Here is a 19397-nt window from a genome sequence, read left to right on the forward strand (position 1 = left end):
CAAAGTAAAATTTATTGTTATATTGGCTCGACTTGATCCATTTTCGCATCCGGCGATCGCATAAGTTAAAACCCTTATGCAAATAAGCTTTTGTCTTTTTCGATTTCATCCAAACTAATCACGTCAGGTAAAGTTGTTGCCACACAGCTAGAACTTTTGCCAGATTACAAGGGTTATGTTCTGGGATTTTAATAAAGTCGAGCTTCCCAAAAAAAAGCGATCACCTTAATCTTAGTGATGATTAGTCAGAATTATTACAGATTTGGAGGAGTTATTAGGTGTCTATTCCCGAAATTACTCAAAAACTATTAGCTGCAAAACAAAACAAAGGACTGAGCTTTGCTGATTTAGAAAAAATTCTTGGACGTGATGAAGTCTGGATTGCTGCTTTATTCTACCGTCAAGCTAGTGCTTCTGAGGAAGAGGCCAAGTTACTAGTTGAAGCATTAGAATTAGATGCAAGTTATATTCAAGAATTGATTACATACCCTGTGAAAGGATTGGGCCCAATTGTCCCAACTGACCCACTAATTTATCGTTTCTACGAAATTATTCAGGTATATGGATTACCAATTAAAGCCGTAATTCATGAGAAATTTGGTGATGGAATTATGAGCGCCATTGACTTTACTTTAGATGTGGAAAAAGAAGAAGACCCCAAAGGCGATCGCGTTAAAATTATTATGTCTGGTAAATTTCTTTCATACAAAAAGTGGTAGCGTTTTAGTCAGTTATAAAAACTTTTGCACTTGATAATGATTCCTTAATAGTACAAGCTCCCGGACTGATCCGTAGGGTCAATCCAAAATCTGTCTTGGAAAGTTCTGATGCCTTCTCTTCTCCTATCGGAGACACTCGTGAACGAGAGGCTTGTCTGCTACACCCTGCGCGTAGCTTGCTTCCCCGTAGGGGTACGCCAACGGCAACCCCTTCGGGGAACGGAGGAAGCCTCCGCACCCTGCGGGATCTTGCTACAGACTTTCCGCAAAATCTAAAATCTAAAATTGTCTGACATATCATCAAAGGTTTCAGAATTAGATGCGAACGCAGAGCGATGCAAAGTAAACATATATTTTCTACGTTAATTTTTGCCAAAGTAATAATTTTTTAAATTAAATATTTGAACCATATCAAAACAAGTTATAACTATAAAGTCAAAATAATTTTATAACTTTTGCAAGAACCAATAACGCAACGCAAAGAAACAATTTTTCATCCCTATTATGTCCAGCAAAAAGGAGCAGCGTATTTAGGTGATAGCCTTCAACTTATTAAATTCATTGCTGATAATAGTATTAATTTAATCCTGACTTCACCTCCTTTTGCTTTGACTCGAAAAAAAGAATACGGGAACGAAAGCGCTGAAAAATATATCGAGTGGTTTCTACCTTTTGCCTATGAATTTAAAAGAGTATTGGCAGATAATGGCTCATTCATTTTGGATTTAGGTGGTGCTTATCTTCCTGGTAATCCTGTGCGGAGTATCTATCAATACGAACTTTTAGTTAGATTATGCAAGGAAGTAGGTTTTTCTCTTGCTCAAGAATTTTACCACTACAATCCTGCTCGATTACCAACCCCTGCTGAGTGGGTGACAATCAGGCGAATTCGGGTGAAAGATTCAGTAAATATAGTTTGGTGGTTGGCTAAAACACCAAATCCTAAAGCAGACAATAGAAAAGTTTTAAAACCATATAGCCAAAGTATGAAACAATTACTAAAAAATGGCTATAAAGCTCAAATACGTCCTAGCGGACATGATATTTCTGATAAGTTTCAAAAAGATAACCAGGGTGCAATTCCGCCAAATTTACTAGAAATTGCCAATACTGAATCAAATAGTGCTTATTTACGTCAATGTAAAGCAGCAGGAGTTAAACCTCATCCAGCACGTTTTCCTCAAGGGTTCGCCGAGTTCTTCATCAAATTCTTAACTGATGAAGATGATATAGTTTTAGATCCATTTGCAGGTTCCAACACAACCGGATTTGTCGCTGAAACTTTGCAGCGCCAATGGATTTCTTTTGAAATTAATCAGGATTATGTTGTAGGAAGCCACTATCGATTTAGTCATTAGTCATTAGTAAGAATAAAGAACAAATGACTAATGACAAATCATTCAAATCTCTCGATTTACCTGCATTTGATGAACTTGATCTGCTAGCTCTTGACGACTTTGATCATCCATCTTGTCAATCGCTAACATACCCATGAGAATGACCTCTTTTAAGGTTAAACGTGTTGAATGTGCCTGTTTTTGCACAATCTCCTTAATAATTGGACTAACACCGATCGCTGTACTAGCTCTAGCCACAGAATAATAGGGAAACACTAATGACTTAGCCTAAATACTAGCATTTCCAATAAACTTCTTCTATATATTTAAAACTTAATTTAAATGTGTTTAAAGACATAATGCTTGCGTATTGATGACATGGCATCGTATTATATCAACACCTTCAATAGTAGCTTTTAGTTTATTCCTCTAGAATTTCTACTAATTCTTCAATCATCACATCAAAGGTACGAGCTAACTTATGGATAGCAGTAAAATCAACTGTTGTCATTCCAGAACGACGAGCATAGCTTCTAACTGTGCTGTAAATTACTCCAGAACGGTCAGAAACCTCTTTCAACGTCCAACCTTTTTCTTGTGCTAGTTCTCGAATCTTTAATCTGACTAATCCCATACTTGACTGTTGATGCAATTGCATCGTTTAATTTTATATGAGAATATTAAAAAGCGATCGCCCCCGGTCTATCAATATCCAGGCGATCACATAGCTACCTGATTTAAGGCTTTTTAAAATCAGGTAAACATTTATCATATTACCAACATCAAAGGCAAAAACATCTGCCGCTAGATAATCAAAAATTACTCATAAATCGCCAATTCTGCACTACTAGCAAAATTTGTGACACAACAAGCAGTAAGAGTAATGTTGAAGACTGTAATTTAATACCAAGAAAAATTTGCTTTGAAGAAATTGTAAATTGTCCAATATAATCCCGTTAACCCACTTTACAGAACTACACAACGTAAATAAGAATAATAATCTAACCGAAGTAAAATTTTCCTGAATCCAGCCAGTAAATGTTGTCATAGGGAAAAGCAGTGAGTAGAGGAGAAGGTAGAAGGATGAGGGAACCTTATCTGTTGGCAGCAGGCTTGTTAACAGGATTGGCAATACCAGCGTCGACTCTTCCACATTTATCGATGATCCTGCCAAGCAATTCTAGATTCCTGTGGGATTTAAAACAGGGTTCGCAGCCAACAGTAAATGAGAAAATCATCCCTAGCGTTAACCTCTTTTCTCCAGAATTGAGTAACCAGGCTTTACAACCACTAGAGCATGTACAGCCAACAGAAGGTGAGAAAATCCCTCCTAGTGTTGATATCTCCTCTCCAGAATTCAGTAATCAGACGGAGCCATCACTTAACCCTAATTTCTCAGCAGCAAACAGCACATATTTATCTGGAAGTCAACTTTACTACCAAAGATTAGCGGCTTTAAAAACAGGCCAGATTTATAAACGTGCAGATGATGATAGCTTAGAGTCATTGTGGGAGTCAGCCAAAAACCACCAACTGACTTATGAGGACTGGAAAAGATTATTAGCTTTGGAAGCCAAAGCGATCGCTCAAGGTCAAGGTACAAATCATCTGAGTATCTTAGTTGGTGATTCTTTGAGCCTGTGGTTTCCCACTGAAAAACTGCCTACTGGTAAATTGTGGCTAAATCAGGGCATATCTGGAGATACTTCTAGTGGCATTCTAAAGAGATTGGGGGCATTTTCGGCAACGCGACCTGATGTAATTTACGTCATGGCTGGAATTAATGACTTACGCAAAGGTGCTAGTGATGCAGTAATTTTGCGTAATCACCGCCGGATTATCCGCATATTAAGGCAAAATCACCCAAAAGCCCAGATAATTGTCCAATCAATTTTGCCTACTCGCCTTTCATCAATTTCTAATAGCCGCATTCGTAACATAAACGAACAACTTGCTTTAATAGCCAAACAACAAGGAGCTAATTATCAAAATATTTATAGTTGGTTTACGGATTTGGAAGGCAATTTGCGTCCAGAGTTAACTACAGATGGGTTACACCTGTCTGTAGATGGCTATGATGTGTGGCGATCAGTACTACAGCAAATAGAATTCAAGCTCACTCAGCGCGAGAACTGAGCGATCGCAATTACGGTTGCTTTCTAGTATCCGTAGAAGCACAGACAACAAAAATTCTATGATTTAACGCCCAAAGCTTCCTGATTTAAAACCTGATTTAACTTACCGCTACGATAACCTTCTAAATCTAAGGTTACATAGACAAATCCCAAATCCTGAAATGTGGAAACTAATGTTTGTAAATCCGTAGTCAAAACAAACTCTTTGATTTGTTCTGGTGGCAATTCAATACGTGCTGTATCGCCTTCTGAACGCACACGCAAATTTTGCCAACCCAGTTTCCGCAAGAAAATTTCTGCCCTACCAACTCGTTGTAACTTGGCTACAGTAATCTCTTCACCGTAAGGAAAGCGAGAACTCAGACAAGGTTGAGCAGGTTTACCCCACCAAGGTAAACCGAGTTGTTGCGAAAGTTGACGGACTTCTGCTTTAGTAACACCTACTTCTGCTAGAGGCGATCGCGCACCTCTTTCCTTGGCCGCCTGAATTCCTGGGCGATAATCATGCAAATCATCAGCGTTAACCCCATCCACCACATAGGGATAACCCAATTGCCAAGCTAAAGGTTTGAGAGTATCGTGCAATTCACTTTTGCAAAAATAACAGCGGTTGACTGGGTTAGAGGTGTAATTAGGATTTTCCATCTCGTGAGTCTGGACGACTTTATGAAGAATCCCAATCGTTGCTGCTTGAATTTTGGCATCTTCCAACTCTTCAGGTAACAGCGAAGGAGAGACAGCTGTTACAGCCAAAGCGCGATCGCCCAACACATCATAAGCAATTTTGGCAACCAAAGTGCTATCAACACCTCCAGAGTAGGCAATCAACGCCTGCTCCATTTCTCCAAATAAGGCTTTTAGTTGCTCCAATTTGTCTATCAGCATCATTTCCCAATCCCGCTAAAACCTTATAGCACCCAATCAATACCATTGTAGTCATTGGTCAACAGTCAAGGATCAACAGTGCTGAGTAATGAGTACTGAGTCCTGAGTCCTGAGTTCTGAGTCAAGAATCAGTATCTATTCTCCCCCTGCCCCTCCGCTCCCCTGCCCCTCCGCTCCCCTGCCCCTCTGCCCCTCCGCTCCCCTGCTCCCCCTGCTCCCTCATCTGTTGGTAGGTTGCTATATTTAGCTATCAGATTTGCTAAAAGTGGTAAATCAACTGGTTTAGAAGTGTATTCATTGACTCCGGCTGCTAGACAGGTTTCGCGATCGCCTTTCATCGCCATTGCTGTTTGGGCAATTATTGGAATATTACAATACTGAGGATTTTCTCGCAGTTGTTGCACCAATTTAAGACCATTTCCATCTGGCAGGTAGACATCCATTAAAATAACTGCTGGGTCTAACTGTGTTAGAGCTTCCCACATCTCGACAGCAGTCTTTACCCAAGTCACCTTATATCCCAACTTACTTAAATAAATTTGCATTAACTCAGCATTGGGTAAGTCATCTTCCACCAGCAAAATCTCCGACCTGGAGCTACAGTTGATCGGCATAAGAGATGAAAAAGATGTTGCTTCCTCTACTCCCCTTACTCCCCCTGCTTCCCCTACTCCCCCTACTCCCTCATTTAATCCCACAGCCTTGAGGGGAAGTATGAGGGTAAAACGGGAGCCGCGATCAACTTCAGATTCGACTTCCACGCAACCACCGTGAATCTCCGCAAGCTTCCGAGTTACTGTTAAACCCAATCCAGTACCTTCAATACCATCAGCTACAGCGTTGAGAATTTGAAAATAGGGTTGAAACAAGTGAGCTTGGTCTGCTGGAGAGATACCAATGCCAGTATCCCAAACTGTAAAATGCACAAACCCACCTTTAGGGGCGACCTGTAAGCCAACACTTCCGCTACTGGTAAACTTTAGAGCGTTGAAAAGTAAATTCAATAGCATTTGCTTGAGTCGCAAGGAATCAGCTACTAAAGTTGTGACATCAGGATCTAGGTCTAGGCGTAGTTGCAAACCTTTATTAGCGGCTTTCTCTTTGACCAACGCCAAAACATTGCTACACAACACTGGCACATCCACAGTTTCCCACTGGACTTCTAGCTGGTTTGCTTCAATTTTAGAGAGATCCAAAATATCATTAATTAGAGCTAGCAGGTGTCTACCACTTGACTGAATAATAGTCAAATATTCTTGGTGGCGTTCTCTGGTGGGATCGTAGCCCTGAGCTAAGAGTAAGTGGGTAAACCCGATAATCGAACTCAGCGGTGTGCGAATTTCGTGACTGGTATTTGCCAGAAATTGATTTTTGAGTTGATTGGTGCGTTCCAGTTCTTGATTAGAGCTACCTAATTGTTGATATCCTTGCTGCCAAGATAATATTTGCCTAAGCTGTGCCAAAGCTGTAGCACATTGCTTGGCAGACCTTGCCATCAATTGCGAGGTGAGTTGAGCTTGTGATGCTATGAGTGAGTCACCAGACTCGACTAGGGGTGCTGTAGCAATAATTAGCCAGCCCATAACCTCGCCAAAAGTATCGACTAACCGCCAAGCACTTGGTGGTTGTTTGTTTTCAAGCTGCTGCAAATCTTTGAGTTCTATGACCTCTTGCAACTTTAACCGCAGTTTTTTGCGTTTTTTGGGCGTAACTTCTAGGAGTGGAGATTGTGAAGCTGGGGATGGGGAGCCAGAAATGTAGCAAATTGTGCCAACTGTTTCTTGCGGTTGAAACAAAGCGATACCTACGGCACAGTGCGTGAGCGCCACTCTATTGTTATCCACAGCACTGTTTAGCTCGTTCACCACGATTTGGAAAATTTCTGTTTCTGCTGCTCTTGCGTGTGGGACAGTGATACACGCAGAAAGCAGGCAATCATTAAGGCGACTTTGCAACTGGTTCAAGCTGCTCTCCAGCCACAACTCGGCACGAAGTTGCTGAATTGTTTTCAAAAGTGTTGGCGTTGCATCTATCTGTGAGTTCTGTTCTGGTAAGCTTGAATACTGCTGCATGGTCAACTAGACCGGTGAACAAGTTAGCTTCGCATAAAAATGCGAACAGGATTCTATGTAAATTAGCGGACAACTCTTTTATATTTATAAACCATAACTTATGTAGCAGCCAGTCCAAAAATTATTGTATGAAATTACTCATTTAAAATTTTTTGATAGCAACTTAAAACTATGGATACACAATTTGCTCAACTGATCGTCAACGGAATTGCTGTGGGAAGCATTATTGCTCTAGCAGCAGTCGGATTGACACTTACTTATGGGATTTTGCGGTTATCTAACTTTGCTCATGGTGACTTTCTAACTTTAGGAGCCTATCTTACTTGGCTGGTGAATACCTTTGGAGTCAATATTTGGCTGTCGATGATACTGGCGGCGACGGGAACAGTAGCGGCGATGCTTTTATCAGAAAAATTACTATGGTCAAGAATGCGCTCTATCCGTGCTACTTCCACTACGCTGATTATTATTTCCATAGGACTGGCTTTATTTATTCGCAATGGAATTATTTTTATTTGGGGCGGTAGAAACCAAAATTATGATGTACCTGTAACCACTGCTCTAGATATCTGGGGCTTAAAAGTACCACAAAATCAATTATTGGTATTGGGTTTAGCGGTGTTAGCAATTTTGGCGCTGCACTACCTTCTGCAAAATACCAAAGTTGGTAAGGCGATGCGAGCTGTTGCTGACGATTTGGATTTAGCTAGAGTTTCTGGTATTAATGTTGACAGAGTAATTCTGTGGACTTGGCTAATTGCTGGCACTCTCACTTCATTGGGAGGGAGCATGTATGGGTTGATTACAGCTGTCCGCCCAAATATGGGTTGGTTCTTAATTTTACCATTATTTGCCTCCGTAATTTTAGGAGGGATTGGCAACCCCTACGGTGCGATCGCCGCAGCTTTTATCATCGGCATTGTTCAGGAAATCAGTACCCCTTGGCTGGGTTCTCAGTATAAACAAGGTGTCGCACTGTTAATTATGATTTTGGTGCTGCTCATTCGTCCCAAAGGTTTATTCAAAGGCACGATTTGAGCAGCACCATTCCACTTCTAACTATTGAATAATGTGGAAATAGTATGCTGCTACCAGAAAGTTGATAGCTAACAGCAACAGTGCCCAGCCTGTGCGAAAGGCGTAGGGAGGTTTAGCTCCACTGTCGGCAACTGGTAAATCTTTACCTTTAGCAGTCATAAACGGTTCTCCTTAATGTCAGGACTTTTTAAGAAATACCAAACAGGTGTACCCATTACCCAAATTCTTTAAAAATATTTGTGTAGCTTGGGGATTGGGGACTGGGGACTGGGGACTGGGGACTGGGAGGAAACAAGATAAATAAGGGAGAGTAATAATTCCTCCTTGCCCCCTTGTCCCCCTTGTCCCCCTTGTCCCCTTGTCTTCCTTGTCCCCAGTCCCTAATCACCTGCGTGGTAAGAACTGCGAACCAGAGGCCCAGAACGGACGTGGTTGAATCCTATTTCCCATGCTAAGCTGCCGAGCTGATCGAATTCCTCTGGAGTCCAGTATTTTTGGACTGGCAGATGATCTAAGGAAGGACGCATATACTGACCAATAGTTAGGCGATCGCACCCCACAGCCCTTAAATCTGCCATTGTTTCGATCACTTCATCTAGCGTTTCTCCATGTCCCAGCATTAAACCTGATTTAGTGGGAATAGTTGGCTCAATTTCTTTGACCATAGCCAGTACTCGCAGCGAGCGATCGTACTTTGCTCCTCGACGCACTGGCCCAGTTAACCGTCGCACTGTCTCAATATTGTGGTTAAAACAAGCTGGCAAGGCTTGGACAATCATCGCTATTCGCTGGCGTTGACCTTCCTCTCCAGCTCCCGTACCACCCCAAAAATCTGGGGTCAGTACTTCAATTTGAGTTGCTGGATTCAACTGGCGGATAGTGGCGATCGTTTTTACAAAATGGCCTGCTCCCTGATCGGGCAAGTCATCACGGGCGACAGAAGTCAGCACTACATAACGCAATCCCAAAAGCTGCACCGCCTCTGCCACCTTTTGTGGTTCCTCTAGGTCAACAGGCATCGGTGCATGGCCTTTATCAACTTGACAAAAAGCACAAGAACGTGTACATGTAGGCCCCATTAGCAAGAAGGTCGCAGTTTTTTGGGCGTAGCACTCCCCTCTATTGGGGCAGCGTCCTTCTTCGCAAATCGTATGAATTTGGCGCTGCTTAATAATGCGCTGTACTGTGGAAAGTTCGCTGGCCTTGCCAATAGGGCGACGTAACCAGCTAGGCATTGCTGTAATTTCAGATTTGAGTTGGGCTGGTTGTAACGAAGTCATAGACATCCAAGCAAGATGCAGAGATAGAGTAAGGCTTTCCTCTACTGTTGAGCAAGGTAAGAGCCTTAAATATCACCATGACACAAATTGCAAAGCACAAAATCAAAAGTTTTGCAAAATACCTCTAGCAATGTGATTTATACCGAAATATACTGTCCCCCAATCAACAAAAATTTTGGATATAGTGGGAGCATTCTCAAGGTCAATCGGCAAAGCCGCTATTTACACTTAAAGTTTCTGTTTAGAGCAATCAGCCGTGGCAAGTAACAAAATTTTAGTTATCGATGACACTACAGTTGTCAGGGTAAAAGTACGAGAAATGTTGCCTCCAGGCAATTTCGAGGTACTGGAAGCAAAAGATGGGATGGAAGGACTAAATTTCATCCTTCAGGAAAAGCTCAGCCTTATCATGTTGGATTTTCTGTTGCCAAAAATGAGTGGTTGGGAAGTTTTCCAGCAAATTCAAGCCCAGCCTGAGTTACGAAAGATTCCTTTGGTAATTATGTCTGGTCGTAAGGAAGAGGTAACGGAGAAAATCACAGAACCCTTTGAATATTTTGAATTTCTAGGAAAGCCTTTTGACCAGAAACAACTAATTGGCGCGATTAAGTTAGCCATGACAAAGGCCAAACAGCCTCGTCCAGAGCCAGTTCTGGTAGGAGCAGGTGTTGGTGCTAGAAATAGCCCTGTAGCAACCTCTAGTGATGGAGTTACAGCAGTCACTTTTAGTACTGAAAACATTACATCAGCAGCCTCTAATACTGAAGCAGCTTCCTCCGCAGAAATAAATGCGCTAAATGAGAAAATTGTCAAAATGCAAGGGGAAATTGATGGGTTGAAGAAACAGCTAGCTCAAGTAGTGACTTTTATTAAACAGAAAATCAAGTAGCTTTTGCGCTCTCTATTTTCAATGTTCTCTTGAGCTAATAAAGTAAGAAGAAGAGTTTTTCCACACTTGAAATTGATATGTCAATCTACCATCTTTAGGTATATTTAAAAACCAAATACCTGACTTATTAAGGTAGAGGTAATCTTAGTTTCTAGTCTAGTAAACAATCCCAAATACAATAAACCTGCCGCAATTTACTATTTAGCTAAGGTAACGGCAGGTTTTTTATTGTTTAAAATTGTTTAAAATAATTAGGTTACAAATATCTTAAACAAGGATATGTAATTTAATCTAAGATAAAACTTTATTTTTTTTACTATCAATAGTAATATTATTCTTTGACTCAGCATTAGTATTTTTATAATTACACAATTTAATATGAAATTTTTCTTAAAAAATATGGATTTTTAAATACAATTAAAAAAAATAAACCTACTATTTTCTGATAACAACAGCCGCCTCATGGGAATACTAAGCGATAGAAATATAAATTATGAGCATAGGCTGCGATGTCAGTAGTATTCGATACATTATATGTGCTTCCCGGTTATCGCATTACTGAGCAAATCTACTCAGGCAGCAAAACCTTAGTTTATCGAGGCATCAGAGAACAAGACCAAAAATCGGTCATCATCAAACTGATGCGAAATGAATATCCTACGTTTGTGGAAATCGCCCAGTTCCGCAATCAATACACCATCACCAAAAACCTTGACCTTCCTGGCATAGTCAAACCCTATAGTTTAGAAAACTACCGCAACGGCTATGCGCTAGTGATGGAAGACTTTGGCGGTATTTCTCTTCAAGACTGGCGACTGGGAGATAAGGGAAAGGAAGGCAATCCTGTTTCCTTGAGTGAGTTTTTCTACATAGCGATTAAAGTTGCTTCTACCCTTGAGCAATTGCATCGCGATGCCTACGGTGGGCTAAGCCTACGCATAATTCACAAAGACATTAAACCTGCCAATATCCTAATTAACCCTACCACAGGTGAGACCAGGCTCATCGACTTTAGCATTGCCACCCTCTTGCCAAGAGAAATTCAATTTCTCACGAATCCCAACGTCTTAGAAGGGACGTTAGCTTACATTTCTCCCGAACAAACCGGCAGGATGAATCGAGGCATAGACTACCGCACCGACTTTTATTCCCTTGGTGTTACCTTCTTTGAACTTCTCACCGGACAGTTACCCTTCATCACTACTGACCCGATGGAGTTAGTTTATTGTCACATTGCCAAAGAACCGCTTAAAGCAAGCCTAATTAGTTCTAACATTCCCCCGATTTTGTCCAACATCATCAGTAAGCTGATGGCAAAAAATGCTGAAGACCGCTATCAGAGTGCTTTAGGGTTAAAGCATGACTTGGAAGTGTGCCAAAACCAGTGGCAAAAGACTGGAAATATTGCTTCCTTTGAGTTGGGATTACGGGACATCTCAGACCGTTTCGTTATTCCCGAAAAACTCTATGGTCGTCAACGTGAAGTAGAAACTCTACTTACTGCTTTTGGACGCGTGACAGGCGGAGTAACAGAAATGATATTAGTTGCAGGTTTTTCTGGAATTGGCAAGACTGCGGTAGTCAATGAAATCCACAAACCCATTGTGCGGCAGCGTAGTTACTTTATCAAAGGTAAATTTGACCAGTTTCAACGTGATATTCCTTTATCAGGATTGGTACAAGCTTTTCGTGACTTAATTGGGCAAATACTCTCGGAAACTGATGCTCAAATTCAACAGTGGAAGGTCAAGATTCTGTCAGCATTGGGTACACAAAGTCAGGTAATTACTGATGTAATACCTGAACTCGAACAGATTATTGGCAAGCAATCCCCAGTTGCAGAACTCTCTGGCATTGCTGCTCAAAATCGTTTCAATTTGTTGTTCCAAAGATTTATCCAGGTGTTTACCACTAAAGGACATCCCTTAGTTATATTTCTGGATGACTTGCAATGGGCAGATGCAACTTCTTTAAAATTAATTCAATTATTAATGTGTGAAAATGTCTCGCCTTCTTTATCAAATGAAATAGATAAACTAGGTGAAGATAAGGGAGGTTTCCTGCTTGTTGGTGCGTATAGAGATAATGAAGTCTCAAAGGGACATCCATTTGCTTTGACACTACAGGAGATTGAAAAAACCGGAGCAACTATTAATACTATCATCCTATCACCCTTAAATCAGGGTGATTTAAACCATCTGATTGCTGATACCCTTCGTTGCCCTGAAGTATTTGCTGTTTCTCTCACCCAAATGGTATTCGCGAAAACTAAAGGCAACCCTTTCTTTTCTCTTCAATTTCTTAAGCTTTTATCCGATGATAAACTAATTACATTAAACTTTGATATTGGACATTGGCAGTATGATATTACAAAAATCAAGGAACTAGCTCTTACAGATGATGTAGTAGAATTTTTAGCAATTCAAATAGGGAGATTACCAATAAATACTCAAAAAGTTTTGAAACTTGCTGCTTGCATTGGTAATCATTTTGACTTAAAAACTCTTGCCATAATACATGAAAAGTCTGTGGTAGATACAGCATCAGATTTATGGCAAGCATTACTTGAGGGGTTAATTTTACCTCAGACTGATGTTTATAAAATATTTCCAGAAAATATTAATGAGCAACATTTATTGGTTAACAATCAAGAATCTACACCATTGCCAAGTTCCAATTTACAATTACCTAAATATAAATTTGTACATGACCGAGTACAGCAAGCCGCTTATTCCTTGATTCCTGAAGACGAAAAAAAGCCAATTCATCTAAAAATTGGGCTAATGCTGTTAAGTGATATCTCAGTTGCAGAACGAGAAGAAAACATTTTTGAGCTTGTCAATCAGTTCAATATTGCTGTGGAATTTATTCCTAATCAGGATAAGCGTGATGAACTGGCTACAATGAATTTGATTGCTGGACGTAAAGCTTTGGCATCAACGGCTTATCCAGCTGCGATTAAGTATTTAACTACTGGGATAGAACTATTAACAGGTGGTGATAGCTGGGAGAGTAAATATGAGCTAACCCTAGCTTTGCACGAGACAGCAGCAGAAGCGGCGTACTTGGCTGGCAACTTTGAACAGACTGAAAAATTAGTGGAGGTAGTGTTAATACAAGCGAAAACACTGCTGGAGAAAGTGAAAGTTTATGAAGTCAAACTTAAAGCCTATGGAGCGCAAAATCAAGCACTGGCAGCGGTTAATACTGCACTAGCCTTTCTAAAGTTGTTGGATGTGGATTTTCCTGATAGTCCTAGTCAGTCTGATGTTCAGCTAGCAATAGCAGAAATCACATCAAAGCTGAATGGCAGACGTATTGAAGACTTAATTAATCTGCCAGAGATGACACAAGCGCAATCACTGGCAGTGATGCATATCTTAAGCAATGCAACTGTTTTTGCTTATGCAGTTTCTCCTGAGTTTTTACCACTGATTGTCCTTAAACAAATCATTTTATCTGTTAAACATGGTAATACTCCCTTATCTGCTTTTGGATATGTTGTTTATGCATCAATACTTTGTGGGGTGATGGGAGATATTGAAACTGGTTATAAATTTGGCAAATTATCTGAAAGTCTTTTATCTAAGTTTCATACTAAAACTGTTACAGCTAAAATACTTACGACATTTAATGCCAATATCAGACCTTGGAAGGAGCATACCAGAGAAGCATTAAAACCTTTACATGAAGCTTATTCGGCTGGACTGGAAACGGGAGATTTAGAATTTGCAGCCTTTTCTCTTCTGGCTTATTCTTACTATTCATATTTCATCGGTAGTGAACTGACAGGACTAACACAGGAGCTAAAAATCTACAGCAATGCTATTGCTAAAACCAAGCAAGAGAGAATGCTTAATTGGCTTGCTATTTATTGGCAGAGCGTCTTGAATTTGCTAGGGAATGTAGAAGATCCCTGTCGTTTAATTGGTGCAGCCTACGACGAGGAGAAAATGCTACCGATTCAGCTTAAAGCCAAGGATGGAGTCGGACTTTTATATTTATATTTCAGCAAACTACATCTTTGTTACCTATTTCAAGATTTTTCTCAAGCAGTTGAAATTGCTATCCTGGCAGAAAAGTATTTAGATGCTGGCACAGGACAACTAGTTGTTCCTCTTTTCCATTTTTATAATTCTTTGATTTGGCTAGCGGTTTACTATAATTGCGATGAATCTCAACAAAAACAAATCTTGACAAAGGTGGCTACTAGTCAGGAAAAGATGCGGCATTGGGCAAATCATGCTCCGATGAATTATTTGCACAAGTTTTATTTAGTAGAAGCAGAAAGATATCGGGTTATTGGTAAATATGTGGAGGCAATGGAATTGTACGATCGCGCCATTTCCCTTGCTAGAGAACATGAGTACATTAATGAAGAAGCTTTAGCTAACGAACTTGCTGGTAAATTCTATCTAGAGTGGGGCAAACAGAAGATTGCACAAACATATCTAATTGATGCCTACTATAGCTACGTTCGTTGGGGTGCTAAAGCCAAATTTGACGATTTGGTAAAACGTTATCCCCAGTTCCTTGCTTCCATATTCCAGCAAGAAAACCTAAGTTTCCATTCCAGCGATAAAAGTACTTCTCTCGATAGCTTATCCTTATCTACTACTCTAAGTAATCAACAAACTATTATTGGTTCTAAGACGAGTATTTCTGATTCGCTGGATTTAGCAGCATTTGTCAAAGCATCTCAAGCACTCTCTGGAGAAATTGAGCTTGAGCGACTGCTTTCTACTTTAATGAAAGTTGTGATGGAGAATGCGGGAGCTTCTAAATGCGCTCTGATTTTAAGCAAAGGTAATAATTTAGATTTAACCATTACTGTAGTTAGTTCAAGTTCAACTTATACAGAGTTTCCATCGATTTCTTTAGAATCAAGTGACGATGTTCCTATTACTTTAATTAACTATGTCAAACGCACCAGAGAAATCTTCGTCATTGATGATGCAACATCAGTCGCTTCTTTAGCAACCGATAGCTATATTATTCGAGAGTCACCTAAAAGCTTGTTGTCTATACCTATTATCAATCAAGGCAAATTGATTGGTATTCTTTACCTAGAAAATAATCTAACTACAGGAGCATTTACACGCGATCGCATTGAAGTTATCAAACTTCTCACCACCCAAGCAGCAATCTCCCTAGAGAATGCCATCCTCTATAAAAATTTGGCACAAGCTAAGGAAAGCTTAGAAGAATACAACCATACGCTAGAGGAAAAAGTTGAGGTAAGAACACAAGAACTCAACGACAAAAATCGATGCTTACAGCAAACCCTAGAAGAATTGCAACGCACCCAAACTCAATTGATTCAAAGTGAAAAGATGTCTTCCTTGGGGCAAATGGTAGCGGGAATTGCCCATGAAATCAATAATCCCATCAACTTTATTCATGGCAATATTACTCATGCTAGTGAATATGTCCAAGATTTGCTGGATTTGATTACTGTTTATCAGCAAGAATTCCCCCATCCTTCACCTCTAGTTGAGAATAAAGTGCAGGAAATAGACATGGATTTTTTAGCAGAAGACCTGCCAAAAACTTTAGCTTCAATGAAGCTTGGCAGTTCTCGCATCCGAAATATTGTTTTGGGCTTACGCAACTTCTCTCGCCTAGATGAATCTGAGATGAAACCTGTAGATATTCATGAAGGTATCGATAATACCTTGATGATTTTGCAACACCGACTCAAGGCAAAGAGCGATTATCTAGAAATTGAAGTCATCAAAGAATACGGACAGCTGCCAGAAGTTACTTGCTACGCTGGTCAACTTAATCAGGTGTTTATGAATATCCTAAGCAATGCGATCGATGCTTTGGAGAATTCAGCAGTCAGTAGTCAGTGGTCAACAGTTAATGGAAAAATAACTAACAATGAACAACCGATAATTGATAATCCGACAATTCGCATCTTTACTGAATTAACAGATTCAAATACTGTAATAATTCGGTTTACTGATAACGGTTCTGGCATGACACAAGCAGTGAAGCAGAAAATCTTTGACCCATTTTTTACCACTAAGTCGATAGGAAGTGGTACGGGATTAGGGTTGTCAATTAGCTATCAGATTATTGTGGATAAGCACAAGGGTAGTTTAACTTGTGATTCCAAATTAGGAAAGGGAACTGAGTTTGTGGTTGAAATACCGATGCAACAGTAGACTTCTGGCATTCCTAATATTCAGAATGCCAGAAGTCTAGTCAAATAGCTAAGCTAGAGGACGCATGTAGTTTTCAGATTTACTAGAGAATCTTGACGCACACGCTGTTTTGTAATGACCATCTTGACTCCATTTCCAGGTGCAAGGGTCATACCTCGGCGCTGGGGTCGCTCTGGTTTGTGATCTGCCAACCTCAGTTGATAGTTTGACAAAATAGTTGCTAATACTAGCTTCATTTCAAAGACAGCTAAAGCCTCACCAATACAGCGGCGGACACCGCCGCCAAAAGGTAGAAATTCATAAGGAGAAAATTGACGTTCTAGAAAGCGCTCTGGTTTAAACTGTTTCGGCTGTGGATATAAATCTTCACGGTGATGAGTGAGATAAATGCAACCTTGCATGACCGTACCAGGTTCTAACGAATATCCCAGTAGTTCAACAGATTCTTGCACTACTCTGGGCAACGTAAACATGGCCACGGGGTGAATTCGCAAGGTTTCATTGCAGACAGCGGTAAAATAAGGCAGCCGATAAATGCTCATAGGGTCTTTTGAATCACCCAGAGTATCTAATTCCTGGAACAGTTTTTCACCTACTTCTGGCAAATGATGAATCCAATACAAAGCCCAGGCGATCGCTGTGGCTGTAGTTTCATTTCCGGCAAGTATTAGAGTCATCAACTCATCGCGCAACTCTTGATCCGTCATTGTGTTACCTGCTTCATCTTGAGCAAACATCAGCAACGAGAGGATATCTATACGCTCCAAATCAGGATGCTCTCGGCGTTCAGCAATTTCTGCGTAGAGCAGTTCATCAAGTTGTCGTCGATCATGGAGAAATTTTCCCCAAGGACTCCAAACTCCTAAATCTTTTTGTAAGAAGGAGAACAAGAGTAAGCTAGACGTGAGTGGTGACTGAAATACATCTGACATCAACACTTTAAATAGACGCTTGAGTTTTTGATAACGTTCTCCTTCATACAAACCAAATACAGTTTGTAACATGACTTGCAGGGATATCTCCTGTGTGATGTTACGAGCTAAGAAGGGTTGATTTTTGGGTAACTGACTCAAGACTTTTTCAGTCAAATTACAGATTTGCTGCCCGTAGACTTGCATCCGCTCTCCATGAAGGGAGGGTGTCACAAGTTGTCGTTGCCGTTTGTGTTGATCGCCGTTTAGTAAGAGCATTGAATTATCACCGACTAAGGGATGCATAACACTGTTTGCCTTACCGAGGGCGGCAAATTTCTTGCGATCGCCACTTAAAAGTTTCTGGATTGCTTGGGGATTGTTCACGAATACTACAGTATCCCCAAAACCAACGATCTCAGCAGTAAAAATGTCAGGATATTCCTGAACTGCGCTTTCCAAATATCCTACTGGATCAAAAACCCACTGGAGTTTCTGTACAAAAGAAGAGGTTTTGAGAGTATTTGGTAGTTTCATTTAAATCTTTAATTGCGTAACACTACTGTTAGAGAATTCTGCAAGAAAGTTAAAGAATAATGATCGCGCTAGCTAAGACAAGGCAAAACCAGTAGGTTAACAGCATATAAGTATGATGATCTGCCTGTGGATTGCGATAAAGCATAATTCTAGTGGCAATAATCCAGCAGAGTACTGTGAGTCCAAGTTCACATACTAAGACATTCAAAGTATTTCCCGCAGGCATCATCAGTACTAAATGAATTACAAGTGGTAAAAATGTAAAGCCCAAACACAGTATCACTCGGCTTGCTGTTTCCCCAATCACCATCGGCAATGTCTTGCGACCAATAGCGCGATCGCCTTCCATGTCACGAAAATCCTGAACAGCGACTAGTGTAGTCCAGAAAACTCCCATCATGAATATCCAGCGCCAAGCGATCGGTGTAATTGGTGTAACTATTTCCCATGCTGCGGCAAGTTCTGCAACTGCGCCAACTCCGATTACAAGACCTTTGGTAAACCAATTCTTATCCCAACCGGCGAAGTGATATAAGAAGGTGAATAGTTGCCATAGCAATGCCCATTCTAAAACTCCAAACCACATTCCTATCAACGAGAAGGCAATCTGGCTAAAAGCCAACCTAACTAAAGCTCCATGATATGAAACAGCTCCAGTTACAAGTGGGCGATCAGGTTTATTAATCCGATCCTCATCTATGCCAACGATTTGGTTAGCGATACAAAATGATAAGATGAACAACAAAAAATAAATAAAGCCACGTTCTAACGCCAAAAACAACTCTCCAAAAGACAATTGGCTATTTTTCCAGGCGGCTATTATAAACAGCAGTGCAGGCAATATCGTGGTGGAATAATCGCGCTTGATGAATAGCCAAATCAGGTATGGTTCACGAATCAGGCTACTACTAAATTGTGTCAAAACCTGAAACTTTGCACTATTGATCATAATAATTAAATCCTTAGTAAAATCAAGTTTGACAATGAGTTTTAGCTACAACACAAATTCACATAACCTAAATATTATGTGAAAAAATATTGATTGAATCTGCAATTTAATTGGTGAAAAATACAAGATCACACCAAATTTTAAACAGGACATTAATTACATTTTCGTCGCTGTTTTTGGTATTTAAAGTTAGGTGTATATTCCCAACATTAGTTAATAATTGTTCAATACTTTCTTTAAAAAAATATCCGTAATTACACGTAATTAAAAAATATTATAAAAAAAATATTAAGCTGATGCAGATTCATGATAAATACTGATGACAATCTAAAAAAGTGCAATAGCGTTTAGTGGCTATGCTAATTAGCTAAAAAGACAAGGGTATTAATAACTAATTACAAATATTTCACTCCGTATTTTTATGTATTATGCAGCAGCTAATGCTGTCATAAGATTTACGCTGAGAGAATGAGCA

14 protein-coding genes are annotated in these 19397 nt (G+C 40.1%); 6 read left to right on the top strand and 8 right to left on the bottom strand.

From position 1 onward, the window contains the following. Positions 1–278: 278 nt before the first annotated feature. Together cynS and FNW02_RS25830 are read left to right on the top strand one after the other, a co-directional pair. Positions 279–719: a cyanase gene (gene cynS / locus FNW02_RS25825; RefSeq protein ID WP_191760342.1), complete on the top strand. Its 441-nt coding sequence runs from the start codon at positions 279–281 to the stop codon at positions 717–719. Between the two features lie 455 nt (positions 720–1174). Next, positions 1175–2077 (top strand): DNA-methyltransferase, encoded by a 903-nt coding sequence (locus FNW02_RS25830; RefSeq protein ID WP_191760343.1) that lies wholly within the window; start codon positions 1175–1177, stop codon positions 2075–2077. 42 nt (positions 2078–2119) lie between these two features. On the opposite strand, the gene FNW02_RS25835 is transcribed toward FNW02_RS25830, so the two are convergent. Then, the gene (locus FNW02_RS25835; protein WP_191760344.1) at positions 2120–2332 is read right to left on the bottom strand and encodes a hypothetical protein; all 213 of its coding nucleotides are present in this window, start codon (positions 2330–2332) and stop codon (positions 2120–2122) included. Positions 2333–2477: 145 nt separating this feature from the next. Next, positions 2478–2690 carry a helix-turn-helix domain-containing protein gene (locus tag FNW02_RS25840; RefSeq protein ID WP_191760365.1) on the bottom strand — a complete coding sequence of 71 codons (213 nt, stop codon included), beginning with the start codon at positions 2688–2690 and terminating at the stop codon, positions 2478–2480. A gap of 449 nt (positions 2691–3139) precedes the next feature. On the opposite strand from FNW02_RS25840, the gene FNW02_RS25845 reads away from it, so the two are divergent. After that, a complete protein-coding gene (locus FNW02_RS25845) occupies positions 3140–4192 on the top strand; it encodes an SGNH/GDSL hydrolase family protein (protein ID WP_191760345.1) in 1053 nt (350 codons plus the stop codon). Between the two features lie 56 nt (positions 4193–4248). Here FNW02_RS25845 and larE read toward each other — a convergent pair whose 3' ends face one another. Together larE and hrmK are read right to left on the bottom strand one after the other, a co-directional pair. Beyond that, positions 4249–5079, bottom strand: a complete 831-nt coding sequence (gene larE, locus FNW02_RS25850) for an ATP-dependent sacrificial sulfur transferase LarE (RefSeq protein WP_191760346.1) — start codon at positions 5077–5079, stop codon at positions 4249–4251. A gap of 125 nt (positions 5080–5204) precedes the next feature. Further along, positions 5205–7148, bottom strand: coding sequence for a hybrid histidine kinase/response regulator HrmK (hrmK, locus tag FNW02_RS25855; RefSeq protein WP_191760347.1), 1944 nt, complete (start codon positions 7146–7148; stop codon positions 5205–5207). Positions 7149–7319: 171 nt separating this feature from the next. On the opposite strand from hrmK, the gene FNW02_RS25860 reads away from it, so the two are divergent. Continuing rightward, complete coding sequence (locus tag FNW02_RS25860) at positions 7320–8186, top strand: branched-chain amino acid ABC transporter permease (RefSeq protein ID WP_191760348.1); 867 nt, start codon at positions 7320–7322, stop codon at positions 8184–8186. A 21-nt stretch (positions 8187–8207) separates the two neighbouring features. Here the strand turns inward: FNW02_RS25860 and psaX are convergent, their stop codons facing one another. Together psaX and lipA are read right to left on the bottom strand one after the other, a co-directional pair. After that, positions 8208–8345, bottom strand: coding sequence for a photosystem I protein PsaX (psaX, locus tag FNW02_RS25865; protein WP_162397409.1), 138 nt, complete (start codon positions 8343–8345; stop codon positions 8208–8210). Positions 8346–8566: 221 nt separating this feature from the next. After that, complete coding sequence (gene lipA, locus FNW02_RS25870) at positions 8567–9466, bottom strand: lipoyl synthase (protein WP_191760349.1); 900 nt, start codon at positions 9464–9466, stop codon at positions 8567–8569. Positions 9467–9722: 256 nt separating this feature from the next. Between lipA and FNW02_RS25875 the strand changes: the two genes are divergently transcribed. Together FNW02_RS25875 and FNW02_RS25880 are read left to right on the top strand one after the other, a co-directional pair. Next, positions 9723–10355, top strand: a complete 633-nt coding sequence (locus FNW02_RS25875) for a response regulator (RefSeq protein ID WP_191760350.1) — start codon at positions 9723–9725, stop codon at positions 10353–10355. Between the two features lie 509 nt (positions 10356–10864). Further along, entirely contained in the window at positions 10865–16525 is a 5661-nt protein-coding gene (locus tag FNW02_RS25880) for an ATP-binding sensor histidine kinase (protein WP_191760351.1), read from the top strand. A gap of 53 nt (positions 16526–16578) precedes the next feature. Here the strand turns inward: FNW02_RS25880 and FNW02_RS25885 are convergent, their stop codons facing one another. Both FNW02_RS25885 and FNW02_RS25890 read right to left on the bottom strand, forming a co-directional pair. Next, positions 16579–17973, bottom strand: a complete 1395-nt coding sequence (locus tag FNW02_RS25885) for a cytochrome P450 (RefSeq protein ID WP_191760352.1) — start codon at positions 17971–17973, stop codon at positions 16579–16581. Between the two features lie 49 nt (positions 17974–18022). After that, positions 18023–18922 (bottom strand): UbiA family prenyltransferase, encoded by a 900-nt coding sequence (locus FNW02_RS25890; protein WP_191760353.1) that lies wholly within the window; start codon positions 18920–18922, stop codon positions 18023–18025. Positions 18923–19397 lie beyond the last annotated feature (475 nt).

Origin of the sequence: Komarekiella delphini-convector SJRDD-AB1, assembly GCF_014831675.1 — a bacterium.
Classification (GTDB): domain Bacteria; phylum Cyanobacteriota; class Cyanobacteriia; order Cyanobacteriales; family Nostocaceae; genus Komarekiella.

Excerpts from the sequence above, each read along its gene's own strand:
- FNW02_RS25840 (WP_191760365.1), bottom strand. The coding sequence starts at position 2,690 with ATGGGATTAGTCAGATTAAAGATTCGAGAACTAGCACAAGAAAAAGGT.
- FNW02_RS25845 (WP_191760345.1), top strand. The coding sequence starts at position 3,140 with ATGAGGGAACCTTATCTGTTGGCAGCAGGCTTGTTAACAGGATTGGCA.
- FNW02_RS25890 (WP_191760353.1), bottom strand. The coding sequence starts at position 18,922 with ATGATCAATAGTGCAAAGTTTCAGGTTTTGACACAATTTAGTAGTAGC.
- FNW02_RS25860 (WP_191760348.1), top strand. The coding sequence starts at position 7,320 with ATGGATACACAATTTGCTCAACTGATCGTCAACGGAATTGCTGTGGGA.
- psaX (WP_162397409.1), bottom strand. The coding sequence starts at position 8,345 with ATGACTGCTAAAGGTAAAGATTTACCAGTTGCCGACAGTGGAGCTAAA.
- larE (WP_191760346.1), bottom strand. The coding sequence starts at position 5,079 with ATGATGCTGATAGACAAATTGGAGCAACTAAAAGCCTTATTTGGAGAA.
- FNW02_RS25880 (WP_191760351.1), top strand. The coding sequence starts at position 10,865 with ATGTCAGTAGTATTCGATACATTATATGTGCTTCCCGGTTATCGCATT.
- lipA (WP_191760349.1), bottom strand. The coding sequence starts at position 9,466 with ATGACTTCGTTACAACCAGCCCAACTCAAATCTGAAATTACAGCAATG.
- hrmK (WP_191760347.1), bottom strand. The coding sequence starts at position 7,148 with ATGCAGCAGTATTCAAGCTTACCAGAACAGAACTCACAGATAGATGCA.
- FNW02_RS25885 (WP_191760352.1), bottom strand. The coding sequence starts at position 17,973 with ATGAAACTACCAAATACTCTCAAAACCTCTTCTTTTGTACAGAAACTC.